Below are 18631 nucleotides of genomic sequence, written 5' to 3' on the forward strand. Positions count from 1 at the left end.
ACTATACCGGCAAAACGTCCAAAGCTGCCACCATGCTGCGTCGCGTCATCAAACTCCTGGCCGCCTTCGGCTTCATGGTCTGGTTTCTCGAGGCCGTGGTGGCGGCCGTGCGCTGGTGGCACGGTGACACACTGACCCCCTTTGACCGGTTTCTGGCCGCGACGTTGCCGGTTCTGATTTTGTTGTGGGCGCGGTATTTCTCGGTATTGGCCTGCAACGGCTGTGCGGCGCGCTTCCGCCGCGATCAACGCTGAGGCCGCAGAAGGTCGATTTTCAGAGTGGTCTCGTAGGGCGGGACGTTGCACTCGATGATGTCAGTGGGGGCGACATCCAGGGTCACACCCACGATGTCGGTGCGCACCGGCAGCTTGGCCGCGCCCCGGTCCACCAGCACGGCAGTGCGGATTTCGGCCGCCCCCTTGCCCGCCAAGTACTCCACCGCACGCAGCATGGAATAGCCCTTGTACATCACGTCGTCCACCACGATCAGGCTGCGTCCCGTGAGGTCGAGTCCGGCATGGGCCGGGTTTTCCATTAGGCGCGTCTCCGGATGGAGCAGGGTGAGATCATCCGCGTAGCGCTTGATGGCCAGATCCAGCCGCGACAGGCCGGGAATGCGAAAGTCGCGGGTCAGCCGTTCGAACAGCAGGTCGGCAAGGGGCGCCCCGCGACGCAGGATGCCCACCACGATCACATCCTGCCGGCCGGTGAGCAGACCCGCCGCCTGCCAGGCCATGCCGTCCAGCACGGCGGCAAGCTGCGCCGTGTCATAGAGACAGAAACGTTGCCCCGGGACCTGGCTCATGGCTGGCCCGTCATGAGGGCGTTAAGTTTTTCCACGTACTGGGGCGCATCCCACTCGGCACCCCCCTGCAGCGTGTAGCGGATGCGGCCCTGGGGATCAACGATGAAGGTGGACGGCGCGACGAACACCTTCCACGCGGCGATGGCCTGGCCGTCGGGGTCCATGAGAATGGTGAAGTCCACGTTGACCTTCTTCAGGAAGGCGCGCACTTCCGCCTCGCTTTCCCCCATGTTCACTGCCAGGATGCGAAACGGCCTGCCCGCAAGCCTGGCCGCCAGACGCTGCATGGAAGGCATTTCCTTGACGCAGGGGGCACAGTAGGTGGCCCAGAACTGCACCATCACCACCTGGCCGCGATAGTCGGCGAGATCGTGCACCTGCCCGGCGAGATCCTTGAGACGCAGGGGCGGGGTGGCACCGGCATAGGGCCTGAGCTCTTGGGCGAAGGCCCCGACCAGGGGCAGCAGCAGGGTGAAAAGCAGGACGAGACGGCGCATCATGGTCGGTTTTCCTTCTTCATGGCATCGATCCTGTCCAGGGCCTGCCGCACCAGTTCCGGCAGGTGCGCGGCCATGGCCGCCTCTTCCGGGGTCTGTTCCTCGCGCAGGAAGAAATAGCCGCGCACGCCCGGCAGCAGCGCTCCATGCACCTGGCTGCCCGCGGCCTGAAAGGCCTGTACCAGATGGTTGAGCCACCAGCGGCCGGGTGAGCGTGCGCCCTGGAGAATGACGATGCGAGTCACGGTTTCGTGCACCACCGGCTCGTAGCGCGCCTCGGTACCGGGTGCCGGCGTGCCGGCATAGAGCTCCGGATAGAACAGCAGCACGCCTTCCACTTCCTGACTGCCGGCGCTCCCGCGCCAGCGAGCGAGGCCCCGCAACACCGGCAGCGCCGCGCGCCCGGCCGTCACCAGATAGACCCGCTTGCCCGTCTGCCGCGCCCGTTCGATGAGGGCGGCGATCTCATCGGGCGGAAGCTGATCCATGCTGGAAGGCGCCATGGGCAGGAAATGGGCGCCCAGCATGTCCGGCAGCCAGGTCTCGATGCCCTGGGGCACCAGGGCCGCCGCCGCCTTCGCTTCTGCCGTGCCCTGACCTTCGTCGCAAGGAAACCACAACAGGAGACGGTCTCCGGCGGCGGGGAAGCGGCGCACCGCCACTTCCGTGCCGTCGGGCAGGGGGAACATCGAGACCTCCATGGCCCACGCGGCGAGGGGCAGCAGCAAAAGCAGCAGGGCCGGCGCCTGAAATCGGAGTTTCATGTCCTTTATCCTAGCCGCCCTCCCGGGCGCTGTCAAAAATCGCCGGTCTCCCCCTGCGCCAGTCGGGCAAGGGCCGTGGCGCGGGCTTCGGGCGCGAGGTGACCCAGCCGCCGCGCTGCCTGGTAGAAGCGGGGGAGATCGTAGTCCACCTGGGCGAGCAGCGCCCGCAGCGCCGGCACCTGGTCCGCATAGAGGGTCACCGAAGTCAGCTTGGCATTGTTGAGGGGTGTGCTGCGGAACCAGCGATCATAGCCGGTATAACCGCCCCAGGCCGCGCGCAGGGATTCGTATTCCCTTTCCGCCTCGCGCAGGATGGCGGCCTTGGCGGTGCGCGCCGCATCGGCATCCGGCGCCGCTGCGTAGGCTGCGGCCAGGCGGTCCCGGGTGCGCTGGAGTAGGGCCTGAAAGGCCTGTTTCCGTTCCCATCCCTGCTGCCAGCGGGCCAGCGCTCCCGCCTCCCCCTGCCGGGCGAACCAGCGTTTCACGCCTTCCTCTTCCACTACGCTGGCGAAGGCTTCATTGAAGGCGGAATCGCCCGGCACATAGACCACCTGATGGGCGAGCTCGTGGAAGATCAGGCCCACCAGTTCCGCTTCCGGATAATGGATGAAGGTGTTGAGGAGGGGGTCGTCGAACCAGCCCAGGGTGGAATACACGGGAATACCCGCCACATACACATCCAGACCCCGGGCGGCGAGAGCTGCCGCCTCCTCACGGGCCGCCTGCTCCGAGAAATAGCCCCGGTAGGCCACACAGCCCGCCACCGGGAAGCACCAGGCGAGGGGATCCACCGACAGCTCCGGCGTGGCAAACACGTTCCAAACGGCAAAGGGTCGGCCCAGATCGGCATAGCCCCGGAAACTGCCGTTGTCCGGCAAATGGAGCTCGCGACTGGCGAATTCCCGCGCCGCCCGGGCCCGCTCAAGCTGCCGGGCGAGGGCCGGGTCCGTTCCGGGATCGGCCAGCACTTGGGAAAGGGGCGCGGCGCGCCGGTAGAGCTCCAGCTGGCCCTGGATGGCCTGGGCGTAATAGCCGAGATGGCTGCAGCCCGAAAGCAGGAGCAGGACGAGAAGAAAAAGTCGAACCATCAGCCAGCCGCGCCCGTGGCAGGAAGCCGTCCATTCTGGGGCCAATCACGCCTGTTGGCGAGCAGGATGCCTGTCATCGATCCGTCACATTGGCGTCATACTATGACGGCGCTCGAACGAAGGAGAAGGTCATGCCCGCGACGATACTGGTCGTCGAAGACGAACCCGCCATCCAGGAACTGGTTGCCTTCAACCTGAAACAGGCCGGCCACACGGTAGTACAGGCGGACAGCGCCGAAACCGCCGGCCGGCTCATGCGCGAGGCCCTGCCGGATCTGATCCTGCTGGACTGGATGCTGCCCGGCCAGTCCGGCATCGAGTTTGCCCGTCGGCTCAAGGCGGAACGCCATACCCGCGACATTCCCGTGATCATGCTCACCGCGCGCGGCGAGGAAGCGGACCGGGTGCGCGGCCTGGAGACGGGTGCCGACGACTACGTCACCAAGCCCTTCTCCCCCCGGGAGCTCCTGGCCCGCATCAAGGCGGTGCTGCGCCGGCGGGCGCCCCAGATGACGGACGAACCCGTGGAAATCGGCGGGCTGCGCCTGGATCCGGCCAGCCACCGGGTCACGGGCAACGGCACGCCCCTCGAGCTGGGGCCCACCGAGTTTCGCCTGCTGCATTTCCTCATGACCCATCCGGAACGGGTGCATTCCCGGGCGCAGCTTCTGGATCAGGTCTGGGGCAGCCACGTGTTCGTGGAGGAGCGGACGGTGGACGTGCACGTCCGCCGCCTGCGCCGGGCCCTGGAACCCACCGGCCACGATGCGCTGGTCCAAACCGTGCGCGGCGCCGGCTACCGTTTCTCCCAGTCGCCCTGAAGGCTGCGGCGGCCCGGCGTGGCCGTCAGCCAGGCGCGGCCCCGTCAGGCCCCCGAAAAACCCGGCCCGGGTGCGCAGCCACTTGATGGCCGGGAGAAGGCCGGCCGGCGGCATGAGCCATCAGCCGGTTTGCCAAGCGTTGAGCCGGGATTGGATAATGGCCCCAGGGTTTCCCCTGTCCGTGCTTTCCCATGTCTGACTTCTGGTCGCGCGCCCTCGCCGCCCCCCTGCTCTACGCCCTGGCCGCACTCCTGCTGTGGCCGCTGGCCGGCGGCACGGCCGCGGCCCTGTTCCTGCTGGCCGCCCTCCTCGGACAGCTCATTTACCAGCTGCGCCAGGTGGAGAAACTCGCGCGCTGGCTGAAGGATCCCCAGCTCACCAACGTGCCCCAGGCCAACGGCCCCTGGGGCGATGTGTTCGCCCAGCTCTACCAGATCGTGCGCCGCCAGTCCAGGAGCCGGCACCAGCTCTCGGAGGCGCTCGCCCGCTTCCGTCGTGCCGGCGAGGCGATGCCGGACGGCGTGGTGATCCTGGACGAGCATGACGAGATCGAGTGGTTCAATCCGGTGGCGGCACGCCAGCTGGGACTCAACCTGGAGACGGACGCCGGTCGGCCCATCACCTACCTGCTGCGCCAGACCCAGTTCCACGAATATCTCGCCGCCCACAATTACAGCGAACCCCTGATCCTGCGTTCCGCCCGCAACCCCGAGCTCACCCTGTCTATCCAGCTGGTGCCCTTCGGCGCCAAGCAGAAGCTGCTCATTTCCCGCGACATCAGCCGCGTCGAGCAGCTGGAGACGGTGCGCCGGGATTTCGTGGCCAACGTCTCCCATGAGCTGCGCACGCCCCTCACCGTGGTGGGCGGCTTTCTGGAAACCCTGCTGGACCACGCCGACCTGCCCGCCGAACAGCGGCAGCACTATCTGCAAACCATGCTGGACCAGACCCGCCGCATGCGGCGTCTGGTGGACGATCTGCTGACCCTGTCGCGTCTGGAGAGTGCCTCCAACCCTCTGCAGGAGGCGCCGGTGGACGTGCCCGCCCTGGCACAACGCCTGCTCGCGGAAGCCCAGGGCCTGTCCCGCGGCCGGCACACCCTGCGCATGGAACTCAAGAGCGATGCCTGGCTCATGGGCAGCGAGCGCGAGCTGGAAAGCGCCTTCGGCAACCTGCTCAGCAACGCGGTGCGATACACCCCGGCAGGCGGCGAGGTGATCCTGCGCTGGGAAACCACGCCGGAGGGCGCGCGCTTTTCGGTGCAGGACTCGGGCATCGGCATCGAGCCCCAGCACATCCCGCGCCTCACGGAACGTTTCTACCGGGTGGACCGCAGCCGTTCCCGGGAAACCGGCGGCACCGGCCTGGGACTGTCCATCGTCAAGCACGTACTCACCCGCCACCAGGGACGCCTGGAGATTCAAAGCGAGGTAGGCAAGGGCAGCACGTTCTCGGCCTGTTTTCCGGCAAGCCGTGTGATCGCGCGCAAGGACCTCCCGGCGGCCCTCAGCCCACGCTGAAGGTCACCCGGTCGAAATCCGAGCCCCGGTTCATGAGGCCGGTGAGCTTCACCGTGAGGCGGTCCTCGAACAGCAGTTCCAGGGGACGGTTCTGGCTGTACCAGCCGCTGGGCAACACCAGCGTGGCCGGCACCTTGAGCGCCGGGATCTCGGGCAACAGCAGGGCGGGCTGATACTTGGCCGGCAGCGCAGCGATGAGCACGGGCGGGCGTACCCCCACCGCCACCGGAATGCCGGGGAAACTGTGCACACCCATCTGCAGGGTGCCGTCCGGCCGGTAGCGCAGCCAGCGCACCTCACCCAGCACGAAGCTACGGGCGTCAGGGGGACGCACCGCCACCAGCTGGCTCTGGTGGATGCGCGCGGCGTGCAGGCCCTCCGCCGCGAGCCGGAACCCCAGGGCGGATTCATCGACGATGGTCCAGGTCTCCAGCGCATACCCCTTCTGGGAGGCCTGGAGCCTGGCGCTGTGGCTGGAGACGTGACCGAACACCTGCAGGTCCTGCATGGCCTGCCAAGACAGCTCGGGCGCCTCCCCCGGCTGGCGCAGGGGCTTCTCACCGTTGCAGTAAAAGTGGATGGCGGGCACCGTGAAGGTGACCTGGGCCTTGGCCTGACCGACGCGCCGCTCGTAGGCGCGGATGGGCAGCGGTTCGCACCACTGCTGGTAGAGCTGGGCGAGAAAGGCTTCGCAGGCCGGCTGCACGCAGTCTTCCCCCACATCCAGCTCGGAGGGGCTGCCCCCCTTGCGCAGGTGGCGGATGCGCTTGAGCAGGGTCACCGCGAGCTGGTTGGTGTCGAGATAGCGGCCGGTGTCCGGCAGGCCCGCATCCTGCAGCATGGACGGCCCCTCGGCACGGGCGAGATCCACGGTCACCGGCGCCAGCCTGAGTTCGGGATAGAGGGGCGTGGGCTTTTCCTTCGTTACCGGCACCCGTGCGGCCCACTTGGCCAGCCAGCGGTTCACCTGGGCGAGCTGGCGCGCCGTGAGATGATAGGGATCCGCCAGCGCAACGAGCAACACCGCCACATAGGCCGCCTCCACCGAGGAGATGTCCATCATCGGATTGAGGCCGTCCTTCACCGCCTGGCGTGCCACGCCCTCCTTTTCGGCGAGGGCATAGGTCTGGTGCAGCTCACGCCACAGCCGTTCCGGTACCGGCTGATAGGCGTAGTGATGTTCCAGGATGTGGCAGCCCAGGGCATGCACCAGCCGCTGGCAGACGAAGCCCAGATAGGCCTGCAGCTCCGGCTCGCCGGCCTCCAGGCTTTCCAGGCAGAGCTGGTAGCCCCTGGCCAGCCCCTGCCAGAGGGCGAGCACCTTGCGCCACAGGGAGAGTTCCGTGTTGTCGAAGGGCAGGGGCTTGCCGGCATATTTGCGCCCCTGCTCGCCCTGCAGGTAGAGAATGGGTTCCCGCAGGGCCTCCATCACCTTCAGCCGCTCCACCCCGCTCATGGCGTAGTGGTTCACCAGCTCCATCTGCACCAGGATTTCCGCATGGGCGGCAGGCACGTTGGTCAGGGGCAGACCCTGCAGCCACTGGCGGCAGGTTTGCGCATCCGAGATGTGGGGGCGGGTGCCCTGCATGGTGCCGGCGCTGGCGGGAGGCGTCATGAGATCGGTGGGCCCGATGGCAATGACGCTATCCTAGGAACTTTGCAGGGCGTCTTCAAGGGCCCGGCGCAGGCGCCCGATTTCCGGCGGCGGACGGGGACGGGCCGGCCGAACCGGCGGCGCCCACACCGGCGCCGGGAAATGGGGATCGTCGAGGAAGCGCGGGATCACATGCCAGTGCAGATGGGGCACCTGGTTGCCCAGGCTGGCCAGGTTGATCTTGTCCGGCTGCGTCAGGCCGCGCAGGGCCTGCTCCAGGGCGAACACCACGCCCATGAGATGGTGGCGCTCGTCGTGCGCGAGATCGCTCATCTCCTTCACGTGGGCATGCCAGATGACGCGGCAGAAGCCGGGATAGCCCACCTCCTCCGCCAGCACCACGCGCAGCCGGGCATCCTGCCACACCACCTCGCCGCCCGCGCCGGTGCAGAAGGGACAGCTCACAGGAGCACCCGTTCGATGCCGCCCTGGCTGGCGCGGGCGATGTAGTCCTGCATCCAGTTCTCACCCAGGACATGGCGGGCGAGTTCCACCACGATGTAGTCCGCATCCAGTCCCGTGTCGTCCTGATAGCGCGCCAGGCCCTGCAGGCAGGAGGGGCAGGCGGTGAGCACCTTGACGGGTGCTGCGGGGGCGTCGCGTCGGATGGCGTCCCGGCCCAGGATCAGTTCCTCCTGCTTGCGGAAGCGCACCTGGGTGGCGATGTCCGGGCGGGTCACCGCCAGCGTGCCCGATTCGCCGCAGCAGCGGTCCGACAGGCGCACGTCGGCCGAAAGCAGGCTTTGCGCCACCTTGAGGGGCGCGTGGGTTTTCATGGGCGTGTGGCAGGGATCGTGGTAGAGGTAATGCCGCCCGGGGATGCCCGTCAGGGACACCCCCTTTTCCATCAGGTATTCATGGATGTCCAGCAGCCGGCAGCCCGGGAAGATCTTCTCGAACTGGTATTTGAGCAGCTGGTCCATGCAGGTGCCGCAGGAGACGATGACGGTGCGGATGTCCAGATAGTTGAGGGTGTTGGCGACGCGGTGGAACAGCACCTGGTTCTGGGTGCTGATGGCCTGGCCGCGATCCTCGAACCCGGCAGAGGTCTGGGGATAGCCACAGCACAGGTAGCCCGGCGGCAGCACGGTGATGGCGCCCACGTGCCAGAGCATGGCCTGGGTGGCGAGCCCCACCTGGGAGAACAGCCGTTCCGAGCCGCAGCCCGGGAAATAGAACACGGCCTCCTGTTCCTCCTGGGCCCGCGCCGGGTCGCGGATCACCGGCACGATGGCGGGGTCCTCCAGCCCCAGCAGGGCCCGCGCCGTCTTCTTGGGCAGCCCGCCGGGCATGGGTTTGTTCACGAAGTGGATCACCTGGGCCTTGAGGGGCGGCCGCCCGACGGTGGCGGGCGGCGTGGCACGCCCATTCACCAGCTTGAGCCGGCGCGCCAGGCGCGCCGCGAAACGCTGGGCCCGGTAGCCCCACTGGATCGCCACCTTGCGCACCAGCTTGATGGTGGCCGGATCGGTGGCATTGAGGAACAGCATCGAAGCCCATGTGCCGGCATTGAAGCGTTTCTGGCCCTGGTTGCGCAAGAAATTGCGCATGGCGATGGACACGTCGCCGAAATCGATGTCCACCGGGCACGGGTTGGCGCACTTGTGGCAGATGGTGCAGTGGTCGCCCACGTCGTTGAACTCTTCGAAATGGCGCAGGGACACACCACGGCGGGTCTGCTCCTCGTACAGGAAGGCCTCGATCAGAAGCGAGGTCGCAAGGATCTTGTTGCGCGGGCTGTAGAGCAGGTTCGCGCGCGGAATGTGGGTGTTGCACACCGGCTTGCATTTGCCGCAGCGCAGGCAGTCCTTGATGGAATCGGCGATGCGACCGATCTCCGACTGCTCCATGATCAGCGACTCCACCTCCAGCAAATTGAAGCTGGGCGTGTAGGCATTGCGCAGATCGGCGCCGGGCAGAAGCTTGCCCTGGTTGAAATGGCCTTCCGGATCGACGCGCCGCTTGTAGGCGGCGAAGGCCTCGATGCTCGCCGGATCGAGGAATTGCAGCTTGGTGATGCCGATGCCGTGCTCGCCCGAAATCACCCCGCCCAGCTCCGTGGCCAGCTTCATGATGCGCTCCACCGCCCGGTTGGCGGTGGCCAGCATTTCGTAGTCGTCGGAGTTGACGGGAATGTTGGTGTGCACGTTGCCGTCGCCGGCGTGCATGTGCAGAGCGACGAACACGCGGCGCTTGAGCACCTGCCGGTGAATCTCGTCGCAGCGGTCCAGGATCAGGCGGAAGCCGCGCCCGGTGAACAGGTCGTGCAGCGGGTCCCGCACCTCGCGCTTCCACGATACACGCAGGCTGTGATCCTGCAGCGCGCGGAACACCGTGGCCGCCTGGCTCTCCACCGGACCAAAGGCGGCCACGAAGGTAGCGAGCGGCGCATCCAGGTTTTCCAGCAGCCACTGCCAGCGCCGCCGCACCGCCGCCAGCAGTTCCAGCGCCCGGGCGCGCCGGGTCTCCGTGAGTGCCGGATCGGCAAGAGCATCCTCGTCGCGGCTCATGGGCAGTTCGCCGCGGAAGAAGGTTTCCAGCTCGTCCAGCAGGAGCAGCTTGTTGGCGATGGACAGCTCGATGTTGATGCGCTCGATGCCGTCGCTGTAATCGGCCAGACGCGGTAGCGGAATCACCACGTCTTCGTTGATCTTGAAGGCGTTGGTGTGGGCGGCGATGGCCGCGGTGCGCGCGCGGTCCAGCCAGAAAGTGCGGCGCGCCTCGGGCGTGACCGCGATGAAGCCCTCTCCGCCGCGGGCGTTGGCCAGGCGCACGATGTGGGACGCGGCCTCGCCCACCGCCTGCTCGTCGTCGGAGACGATGTCCGCCAAAAGGACCATGTTGGGACGCTGGGGCCGGTTGGCCTTGGTGGCATAACCCACCGCCTTCACGTAGCGCGCGTCCAGGTGCTCCAGGCCAGCCAAGCGCGCTTGGGGATGGGCGTCGAGGTACGCCTTGATCTCGACGATGGCCGGCACCGCCTCGTGCACCTGGCCGAAGAACTCCAGACACACGGTGCGGCCGTAGGCCGGCATGCGATGCAGGATGAAGGTGGCCGAGGTGATGATGCCGTCGCAGCCTTCCTTCTGGATGCCCGGCAGGCCGGCGAGGAACTTGTCCGTGACGTCCTTGCCCAGCCCGCTGCGCCGGAAGGCACGGCCCGGGATTTCCAGCACTTCCTCGCTCTCCACGCTGGCACCGTCGCGGGCGTAGCGCGTGATGCGGAAACGCGCATGCTCCACCTCGTGGATCTTGCCCAGGTTGTGATCCAGCCGTTCCACCGTGAGCCAGTGGCCGCGGGGGTCCACCATGCGCCAGGAAACCAGATTGTCGATGGCGGTGCCCCACAGCACGGCCTTCTTGCCGCCGGCGTTCATCGCCACGTTGCCGCCGATGCAGGAGGCATCGGCGGAGGTGGGATCCACCGCGAAGACCAGCCCCGCCGCTTCCGCCGCCTCCATCACCCGGCGCGTGACCACGCCGGCCCCGCAGCGAATCACCGGCACCGGATGAGCCACGCCCGGCAGCGTGACCTGCTCCACCGGGCCCAAACTGTCGAGCTTTTCCGTGTTGATCACCGCCGACAGGCGGGTGAGAGGCACCGCACCGCCGGTATAGCCGGTGCCGCCGCCGCGGGGAATGATGGTGAGCTTGAGTTCGATCAGCGCCCGCACCAGGGGCGCGATTTCCTCCTCGCTGTCCGGGGTGATCACCACGAAGGGATATTCCACGCGCCAGTCGGTGGCGTCCGTGACGTGGGAAACCCGGCTCATGCCGTCGAAGGCGATGTTGTCGCGCCGTGTGATGGCGGACAGGGTCTTCATGACCCGCGCCCGCAGGAGCCGGGTGTGCTCGAACTCCGCCTCGAAGGCGTCCACCGCGCGCGCCGCGGCGGCGAGCAGGCGCGCCACCTGCTCGTTGCCCTGACGGCGCGCCTCGATTTCCCGGAGGCGGTGACGCAGGGCACCAATGAGGGCGGCGCGGCGTTTGGGATCGGCGAGGAGATCGTCCTGGAGGTAGGGGTTGCGCGACACCACCCACAAATCCCCCAGCACCTCGAACAGCATGCGCGCCGAACGGCCGGTACGGCGCTCGCTGCGCAGGGCGTCGAGCACCTGCCACATTTCCTCGCCCAGGAATCGGATGACGATTTCCCGGTCGGAAAAAGACGTGTAGTTGTAAGGGATTTCCCGCAGGCGGGTGGTCATGGCGGCGTCCGGCAAAGCGGCATTTTAGCACCCGCGATCCCGGCTCCCGCCGGTCACGGTGCGGCGAACCAGGCGACCAGCGCGTAGCGGGCAAACTTGCCCAGGGCCAGAAACAGGGCGCAAAGCAGAGGCGACAGACGCAGCCAGCCCGCCGCCAGGGGCAGGGCATCGCCCACGACCGGCAGCCAGGCCAGAAGCAGGGCGGCGCTGCCGAAGCGCCGCACAGGGGCCAGCCCGCGCCCCTGCACCCGGGCCGGCAGGAGGCGGCCCATGAGGTAGGAAGTCATGCCGCCCAGGGTGTTGCCCAGGGTGGCCACGGCGAGGGCGGGCACCACCTGTTCCGGATGGAAACGCAGGTATGCGAACAGGGCCGCCTCGGAATGGCCGGGCAGCAGGGTGGCGGAAAAGAACGAGGCGGCGAACAGGCCGGCCAGCGCGATCACGGTGCGCCTAGCGTACGGCGCCGAAGATCTTGCCGAGCCAGTAGCCGCCCCGGCCCAGCGGATCCCGGCGGATCGCCTTTTCTTCCTCCGCCATCATGAGATAGAGACCGTCGAGGGCCTTGGCCGTCACGTACTCGTCGAGCCGGGCGTCCTGCGCGCTGATCAGGCCAAATCTCGCAGCCTGCCCGGCGAGCTGGTCATACTTCTGCGCAAGCGCCACCCGCCGTGTCATCCGGGACACGATGGGCAGAAACTTCTCGCGCAGCGACCCCGCCGTGGTCCGGCGGAAATAGCGGGTGGCCGCGTCCTCGCCGCCGGTGACGATGCCTTTGGCATCCTCGAAGGACAGGTTCTTCACGGCGTCGAGCAGGATCTTTTGGCCTTCCGGTATCGCCCCCTCCGCCGCACGGTTCATCGCCAGTACCAGCTCGTCGGCCTGCCCGCCCAGGCCGAAAGTGCGCAGGAGGCCCTCCACCCCCTGCAGGCTCTCGGGGAGGGGAATCCTGACCTTTTCGTTGCCGAAAAAGCCATCGGTCCGGCCAAGCCTCGCCACGGCACCCGATACGCTCGCGGTGAGGGCTTCCTTCAGTCCCCGCACCGTCTGGGCATCGGTGAAATCGGCAAGCGAAGCAGCCCAGGCAAGACCGGCAGCAAGACTCATGAGCACAATGGCAAGGGATTTTTTCATGGCCAACCTCGGCAGCGGAAACGGGACCAGTGTAGCCCATCCTGCGGCTCCACCTAGCGTGGACGCAGCAGGGGCTCCACCAGATCTTTCATGCGTCCGTAATGGACCTGGCCGTGCACCTTGTGGCGCAGCCGGCCTTCGGTATCGAGGATGTAGGAGGTGGGCAGGCGGCTCACGCCGCCGAAGGCCTGCTGGATGGCAACATCCGCCATGGCCGCCGGAAAGGTGTAGCCCTTCTCCTGCATAAAGGCGGCCACGGGCGCGGGCCCGTCGTCCACACTGAAGGCGATGATCTCGAAACCGCGGTCGCGGTAATCCCGGTAGAAGCGCTCCATGGCGGGCATCTCGTGACGGCAGTAGGGACACCAGGTGGCCCAGAAATTGACCAGGACCACCTTGCCGCGCAGGTCTTCCAGGCTCAGCGAGCGGCCGTCGAGGGTCGTATAACGCACGGGCGCCGGTCTGTCGTCGAGATCCTGCACCCAGGCGGGTGGCAGAAACCAGAGATAGGCGATGAGCCCCACCAGCAGCAGGGGAACCAGCTTGCCGTTGTGGCGCCTGAGAAAGGCTTTGGCGTCCATGGCCGCTTCTTCGCTATGATCCGTGTTTTGGGGAGGATTCCGACATGCTCTGGGTCAAGTCGTTCCACATCATCTTCATGGTCACCTGGTTTGCCGGGCTATTCTACCTGCCGCGCCTGTTCGTCTATCACGCCATGAGCGAGGACCGGCCGTCCATCGAACGCTTCAAGATCATGGAGCGCAAGCTCTATTACGGCATCATGACGCCGGGCGGCGTGATCACGGTGATCCTGGGACTGTGGCTGTGGCTGGGCTACGGCATCAGCGGCGGCTGGCTCCATGCCAAGCTGGCGCTGGTCACCATCCTCATCGCCTATCACCTCTGGTGCGGCCGGCTGCTCGCCGACTTCCGCGCGGACCGCAACCGGCACAGCCACGTCTGGTACCGCTGGTTCAATGAATTTCCGGTGCTGATCCTGATCTCGGTGGTGATCCTGGTGGTGGTGAAGCCATTTTGAGCGAGCATTTCTTCGCGCCCTGTCCGCGCGGTCTGGAAGGCGCGCTGGCCACGGAACTCGCGCAGCTCGGCGCGACCCGGGTGACCACCGCCGAGGGGGGTGTGGGTTTCGAGGGCGACTTTCTCCTCTGCTACCGGGTCAATCTCTGGAGCCGGCTGGCAAGCCGTGTGCTGTGGCGCATCGCCCACGGTCCCTACCGCAGCGAGGAGGACATCTATCGCCTCGCCCGCGCCGTGGACTGGCCCGGCTGCTTCGACGTGGGCCAGACCTTCGCCGTCACCACCGTGGCCCGCAAGTGCCCCCTCAAGAGTCTCAACTTCGTCACGCTGCGCATCAAGGACGCGGTGTGCGACCGCTGCCGCGACACCTGCGCGGCGCGTCCCAGTGTGGACACCGCTGCGCCCGGGGTGCGTCTTTCCGCCTTCCTGGACGCCACCCACCTGACCCTCTACCTCGACACCTCGGGCGAGGCGCTGTTCAAGCGGGGCTGGCGCAAGTCCAAGGGCGAAGCCCCCCTCAAGGAAAACCTGGCGGCCGGCATTCTGCACCTGGCGGGCTGGCAGCCGGGCATACCCCTGCTCGATCCCATGTGCGGCAGCGGCACCTTCCTGATGGAGGCGGCGCTGATGGCCCTTGCCATCGCGCCCGGCCTGGGACGCGGCTTCGCCTTCGAGCGGCTGAAGAATTTCGACGCCCCGGCCTGGGCGCGACTGCGCCGGGAGGCCCAGGCTACACGCCGGCCGCCCGAGCGCCTGCCCCTGTGGGGTTCAGACAGCGACGCCGGCGCCATCCGCCACGCGCAGCGCAATTTCAGGGAGGCGGGGCTTGCGGACGTGGTGAGTCTCGCCCACAAGGACGTGCTGGACCTGGAGGCGCCGGCAGCCGAAGGCATGCTGGTGACCAACCCGCCCTACGGCGAACGCCTGGGGGATCCGGCCACGCTGGCCGCGTTCTATCCGAGACTCGCCAGCGTGCTCAAGCAGCGCTTCGCCGGCTGGCGGGTTTTCATCTTCACGGCGGATATGCGCCTGCCGGGGCTGATGCGTCTCAAGCCGGCGCGCCGCACGCCCCTGTTCAACGGCCCGCTGGAATGCCGCCTGTACGAATTCCCCATGGTGGCGGGCAGCCACCGGCGGCCGCGCCCGTGACGCTCAGATGATGTCCAGGTGGTCGATGCCGGACATGATGTCGCGCTCCTTCGCCTCCTGGCCGTGCAGCTTGATCTGCAGACGCAGGTCGTTGACGGAGTCGGCATTGCGCAGGGCGTCCTCGTAGCTGATGAGGCCCGCTTCGTACAGCTCGAACAGGTGCTGGTCGAAGGTCTGCATGCCGATTTCGCGGGACTTGGCCATGACTTCCTTGATCTCGTGCACCTGGCCCTTGAAGATGAGGTCCGAGATCAGCGGCGAGTTGAGCATGATCTCCACGGCGGCGATGCGTCCCTTGCCTTCCCGGCGCGGGATGAGACGCTGGGAGATGAAGGCCTTGAGGTTGAGCGACAGGTCCATGAGGAGCTGGTCGCGCTTCTCCTCCGGGAAGAAGTTGATGATGCGGTCCAGCGCCTGGTTGGCACTGTTGGCGTGCAGGGTGGACAAGCACAGGTGACCGGTCTCCGCGAACTGGATGGCGTACTCCATGGTTTCGCGGTCGCGGATCTCGCCGATCAGGATCACGTCGGGTGCCTGACGCAGGGTGTTCTTCAGGGCCGAGAACCAGTCGTCCGTGTCCACGCCCACTTCCCGCTGGGTGATGATGCACTTCTTGTGGTCGTGCACGTACTCGATGGGATCCTCGATGGTGATGATGTGGCCCTGGCTGTTCTCGTTGCGGTACCCCACCATGGCCGCGAGGGAGGTGGACTTGCCGGAGCCGGTGCCACCCACGAAGATCACCAGGCCGCGCTTGGTCATGGCGATGTCCTTGAGCACCTCGGGCAGCCCCAGTTCCTCGAAGGTGGGGATGGTGGAGTTGATGGTGCGCAGCACCAGCCCCGTGCGCCCCTGCTGGACGAAGGCGTTCACCCGGAAGCGGCCGATGTCCGGCGGCGCAATGGCGAAGTTGCATTCCTTGGTGGATTCGAACTCGTAGGCCTGCTTGTCGTTCATGATGGCCCGCGCCAGCTCCACCGTGTGCTGCGGGGTCAGGGTCTGGTTGGACACCGGCGTCACGCGCCCGTCGATCTTGAGGGCCGGCGGAAAGCCGGCGGTGATGAACAGGTCGGACGCCTTTTTGCTGACCATCAGGCGCAGCAGGTCGTGCATGAACTTGGTGGCTTGTTCGCGCTCCATGTGAGCCTCCCGGGTGGATGACAGGGCGATACCGCCCCGCTCAGAACTTCGCGTCCTTGCGCGCCGCCTTCTGCGCCTCGGCTTCGGAGACGATGTTGCGGCGCACCAGGTCGGCCAGACACTGTTCCATGGTCTGCATGCCCACGGCCTGTCCGGTCTGGATGGTGGAATACATCTGCGCCACCTTGTTCTCGCGGATCAGGTTGCGGATGGCGGGCGTGCCGATCATGATCTCGTGGGCGGCGACGCGCCCGCTGCCGTCCTTGGTCTTGAGCAGAGTCTGGGCGATGACCGCGCGCAGCGATTCCGACAGCATGGCCCGCACCATGTCTTTCTCCGCCGCCGGAAACACGTCGATGATGCGGTCGATGGTCTTGGGAGCGGAGCTGGTGTGCAGGGTGCCGAACACCAGGTGACCGGTTTCCGCCGCGGTGAGGGCGAGACGGATCGTTTCCAGGTCGCGCAGCTCGCCCACCAGGATCACGTCCGGGTCCTCGCGCAGGGCCGAACGCAGCGCGTTGTTGAAGGACAGGGTGTGGGGCCCCACCTCGCGCTGGTTGATGAGGCACTTCTTCGATTCGTGCACGAATTCGATGGGATCCTCGATGGTGAGGATGTGCCCGTATTCGGTCTCGTTGATCTCGTTGATCATGGCCGCCAGCGTGGTGGACTTGCCGGAGCCCGTGGGCCCCGTCACCAGCACGATGCCGTTGGGGTGGTGGCAGAGGTCCTTGAAGATGGCCGGCGCGGCAAGCTGCTCCAGGGTCAGCACCTTGGACGGAATGGTGCGGAAGGCCGCCGCCGCGCCCCGCTGCTGGACATAGGCATTGACTCGGAAGCGCGCCAGGTTGGGCACCTCGAAGGAGAAATCGACCTCCAGGTTCTCCTCGTAGAACTTGCGCTGCGCATCGTTCATGATGTCGTAGATCATGCTGTGGACGCCCTTGTGGTCCAGAGGCTCCACGTTGATGCGCCGGATGTCGCCGTTGACCCGGATCAGGGGCGGCAGCCCCGCGGACAGGTGCAGGTCGGAGGCCTTGTTCTTGACGGTGAAGGCGAGCAGGTCTGCGATTTCCATTTATAATCCCCGGCGGGTGATTGCGCGAAAACGGTTGCAGGCGCGGCGGCGCTACGGCCATGGATAACGGCCGTTTCGGCCGTTTCTTGAGTGCTCGGCGGACCATTATGACGACAATCGAGAACGCATTGCAAGCCGTTAAGGCGCGCATCATTCGGGCCGCCGCGCAGTGCGGCCGCGACCCCGCCGGCATCACCCTGCTTGCCGTTTCCAAGACCTTCGGACCGGATGTCATCCGCGCCGCTTTCGCCTGCGGTCAGCGCGCCTTCGGCGAAAGCTACGTGCAGGAGGCGCTGAACAAAATGGCGGCGTTGGCGGACCTGCCCATCGAGTGGCATTTCATCGGCCCCATCCAGAGCAACAAGACCCGCCCCATCGCCGAGCATTTCGCCTGGGTGCACAGCGTGGACCGGGAGAAGATCGCGCGCCGCCTTTCCGACCAGCGTCCCAACGCCCTGCCGCCCCTCAACGTCTGCCTCCAGGTGAACGTCAGCGGCGAAGCCAGCAAGAGTGGTGTGACGCCAGAGGAGCTTCCACCCCTGGCGCACGCCGTGGCGAGCCTGCCGCGTCTGCGACTGCGCGGCTTGATGACCATCCCGGAGCCCACGGAGGACGTGGCCCTGCAGCGGCGCCGCTTCCGCCTGCTGCGGGAGCTGAAGGAGACACTGGTGGCAGAGGGTCTGCCGCTGGACACCCTGTCCATGGGCATGTCGGGGGACCTGGAGGCGGCCATCCTGGAGGGCGCCACCATCGTGCGCGTGGGGTCGGCGATCTTCGGGCAACGGGCGAGGACGGAGAAGGCATGAAAGGCGGCTGGGTGGGCCGGTGGGCCTGCCTGGGCCGGGCGGCCGTTGCCCGGCTGCCGAGCATTCCAAGAAAGGATTCGTGAATGATCATCACCTTCATCGGCGGCGGCAACATGGCCACCGCCCTCATCGGCGGCCTGCTGGGTCGGGGTTTCGCGCCCGGGCAACTGCGCGTGGTGGAACCCAACCCTGAGACCGCAGCACGTCTCGCGCAACGCTACGGCGTGGCGGTACAGGCCGCGCCCGACGCGGCCTTCCTGGCCTGCGATCTGGTGCTGCTGGCGGTGAAACCCCAGCAGCTGCGCGCGGTCGCCACGGGGCTTGCCCCCCATCTCGCCCGGCAGCTGGTGGTGTCCATCGCCGCCGGGGTGCGGGCGGCGGATCTGTCCCGCTGGCTGGGGGGCTACCGGCGGCTGGTGCGGGCCATGCCCAACACGCCGGCCATGGTGCAGGCCGGCATCACCGGTCTGTATGCCCTGCCCGAGGTGAGCGGGGCGGAACGCCAGCGCGCGGAGGACGTGCTGGCGGCGGTGGGCGAGGTGGTGTGGGTGGCCGAGGAAGCGGAAATGGACGTCATCACCGCCGTATCCGGCAGCGGCCCGGCCTATGTCTTTTATTTCATGGAAGCCCTGGAGGAGGCGGCCATCACCCTGGGCCTGACCGAAACCCAGGCGCGCCGCCTGAGCCTGGCCACCTTCGCCGGCGCGACACGCCTGGCCGGCGCGTCCAGCGAGGACGTGGCCACGCTGCGCGCCCGCGTGACCTCCAAAGGCGGCACCACGGAGCGGGCTCTCGCCACGATGGAGGCCGCCGGCCTCAAAACCATCATCGCCGAGGCCGTGCGCGCTGCGGCCCAGCGCGCCCGGGAGCTGGGCGACGAGCTGGGCCGCGACGACGCCGCCTCATCATGACAGTTTCGTCATCTGCGCCGG

General features: G+C 67.2%; 19 protein-coding genes. 7 read left to right on the forward strand and 12 right to left on the reverse strand.

The features are described from left to right. The first annotated feature begins 32 nt into the window (after positions 1–32). Complete coding sequence (locus ACZ42P_RS08190; RefSeq protein WP_464897062.1) at positions 33–254, forward strand: hypothetical protein; 222 nt, start codon at positions 33–35, stop codon at positions 252–254. On the opposite strand, the gene ACZ42P_RS08195 is transcribed toward ACZ42P_RS08190, so the two are convergent. The 4 genes from ACZ42P_RS08195 to ACZ42P_RS08210 are packed head-to-tail and all read right to left on the reverse strand — an operon-like array spanning position 245 to position 3154. Continuing rightward, positions 245–805 (reverse strand): phosphoribosyltransferase family protein, encoded by a 561-nt coding sequence (locus tag ACZ42P_RS08195; RefSeq protein ID WP_464897063.1) that lies wholly within the window; start codon positions 803–805, stop codon positions 245–247. The genes ACZ42P_RS08190 and ACZ42P_RS08195 overlap by 10 nt on opposite strands. After that, entirely contained in the window at positions 802–1305 is a 504-nt protein-coding gene (locus ACZ42P_RS08200) for a TlpA disulfide reductase family protein (protein ID WP_464897064.1), read from the reverse strand. The genes ACZ42P_RS08195 and ACZ42P_RS08200 overlap by 4 nt, the downstream gene beginning before the upstream one ends. Further along, positions 1302–2066, reverse strand: coding sequence for a hypothetical protein (locus tag ACZ42P_RS08205; protein ID WP_464897065.1), 765 nt, complete (start codon positions 2064–2066; stop codon positions 1302–1304). Before ACZ42P_RS08205 ends, ACZ42P_RS08200 begins: the two co-directional genes overlap by 4 nt. Positions 2067–2098: 32 nt before the next feature. Further along, on the reverse strand, positions 2099–3154 hold the full coding sequence (locus ACZ42P_RS08210) for an aminopeptidase (RefSeq protein WP_464897066.1): 1056 nt from the start codon (positions 3152–3154) through the stop codon (positions 2099–2101). Between the two features lie 131 nt (positions 3155–3285). On the opposite strand from ACZ42P_RS08210, the gene phoB reads away from it, so the two are divergent. Then, positions 3286–3975, forward strand: coding sequence for a phosphate regulon transcriptional regulator PhoB (gene phoB / locus ACZ42P_RS08215; RefSeq protein ID WP_464897067.1), 690 nt, complete (start codon positions 3286–3288; stop codon positions 3973–3975). A 191-nt stretch (positions 3976–4166) separates the two neighbouring features. Then, positions 4167–5495 carry a phosphate regulon sensor histidine kinase PhoR gene (phoR, locus tag ACZ42P_RS08220; protein WP_464897068.1) on the forward strand — a complete coding sequence of 443 codons (1329 nt, stop codon included), beginning with the start codon at positions 4167–4169 and terminating at the stop codon, positions 5493–5495. Here the strand turns inward: phoR and ACZ42P_RS08225 are convergent. From ACZ42P_RS08225 to ACZ42P_RS08250, 6 genes are read right to left on the reverse strand one after another with little or no spacing between them, the layout of a single operon-like run. Beyond that, entirely contained in the window at positions 5482–7110 is a 1629-nt protein-coding gene (locus ACZ42P_RS08225; RefSeq protein ID WP_464897069.1) for a hypothetical protein, read from the reverse strand. The two genes, phoR and ACZ42P_RS08225, sit on opposite strands and share 14 nt — an antisense overlap. A 33-nt stretch (positions 7111–7143) precedes the next feature. Further along, a complete protein-coding gene (locus ACZ42P_RS08230; protein WP_464897070.1) occupies positions 7144–7554 on the reverse strand; it encodes an HIT family protein in 411 nt (136 codons plus the stop codon). Continuing rightward, on the reverse strand, positions 7551–11357 hold the full coding sequence (locus ACZ42P_RS08235; protein ID WP_464897071.1) for a DUF3683 domain-containing protein: 3807 nt from the start codon (positions 11355–11357) through the stop codon (positions 7551–7553). The genes ACZ42P_RS08230 and ACZ42P_RS08235 overlap by 4 nt, the downstream gene beginning before the upstream one ends. 53 nt (positions 11358–11410) lie before the next feature. Next, the gene (locus ACZ42P_RS08240; protein WP_464897072.1) at positions 11411–11800 is read right to left on the reverse strand and encodes a YqaA family protein; all 390 of its coding nucleotides are present in this window, start codon (positions 11798–11800) and stop codon (positions 11411–11413) included. Between the two features lie 7 nt (positions 11801–11807). Next, the gene (locus ACZ42P_RS08245; protein WP_464897073.1) at positions 11808–12488 is read right to left on the reverse strand and encodes a DUF4197 domain-containing protein; all 681 of its coding nucleotides are present in this window, start codon (positions 12486–12488) and stop codon (positions 11808–11810) included. A 53-nt stretch (positions 12489–12541) separates the two neighbouring features. After that, positions 12542–13069, reverse strand: coding sequence for a TlpA disulfide reductase family protein (locus ACZ42P_RS08250; RefSeq protein WP_464897074.1), 528 nt, complete (start codon positions 13067–13069; stop codon positions 12542–12544). 44 nt (positions 13070–13113) lie between these two features. Here ACZ42P_RS08250 and hemJ point away from each other — a divergent pair, with 44 nt between their 5' ends. Both hemJ and ACZ42P_RS08260 read left to right on the forward strand, forming a co-directional pair. Continuing rightward, entirely contained in the window at positions 13114–13527 is a 414-nt protein-coding gene (gene hemJ / locus ACZ42P_RS08255; protein WP_464897075.1) for a protoporphyrinogen oxidase HemJ, read from the forward strand. Then, the gene (locus ACZ42P_RS08260; protein ID WP_464897076.1) at positions 13524–14675 is read left to right on the forward strand and encodes a THUMP domain-containing class I SAM-dependent RNA methyltransferase; all 1152 of its coding nucleotides are present in this window, start codon (positions 13524–13526) and stop codon (positions 14673–14675) included. The genes hemJ and ACZ42P_RS08260 overlap by 4 nt, the downstream gene beginning before the upstream one ends. Before the next feature lie 3 nt (positions 14676–14678). Here the strand turns inward: ACZ42P_RS08260 and ACZ42P_RS08265 are convergent, their stop codons facing one another. Then, entirely contained in the window at positions 14679–15815 is a 1137-nt protein-coding gene (locus tag ACZ42P_RS08265; protein ID WP_464897077.1) for a PilT/PilU family type 4a pilus ATPase, read from the reverse strand. 40 nt (positions 15816–15855) lie between these two features. Continuing rightward, a complete protein-coding gene (locus tag ACZ42P_RS08270; protein WP_464897078.1) occupies positions 15856–16893 on the reverse strand; it encodes a type IV pilus twitching motility protein PilT in 1038 nt (345 codons plus the stop codon). Positions 16894–17000: 107 nt separating this feature from the next. Here ACZ42P_RS08270 and ACZ42P_RS08275 point away from each other — a divergent pair, with 107 nt between their 5' ends. Together ACZ42P_RS08275 and proC are read left to right on the forward strand one after the other, a co-directional pair. Then, positions 17001–17699: a YggS family pyridoxal phosphate-dependent enzyme gene (locus ACZ42P_RS08275; RefSeq protein ID WP_464897079.1), complete on the forward strand. Its 699-nt coding sequence runs from the start codon at positions 17001–17003 to the stop codon at positions 17697–17699. Positions 17700–17782: 83 nt separating this feature from the next. Beyond that, positions 17783–18610, forward strand: coding sequence for a pyrroline-5-carboxylate reductase (gene proC / locus ACZ42P_RS08280; RefSeq protein ID WP_464897080.1), 828 nt, complete (start codon positions 17783–17785; stop codon positions 18608–18610). The last annotated feature ends 21 nt before the right edge of the window (positions 18611–18631 follow it).

The organism is Thiobacter subterraneus (assembly GCF_055379455.1).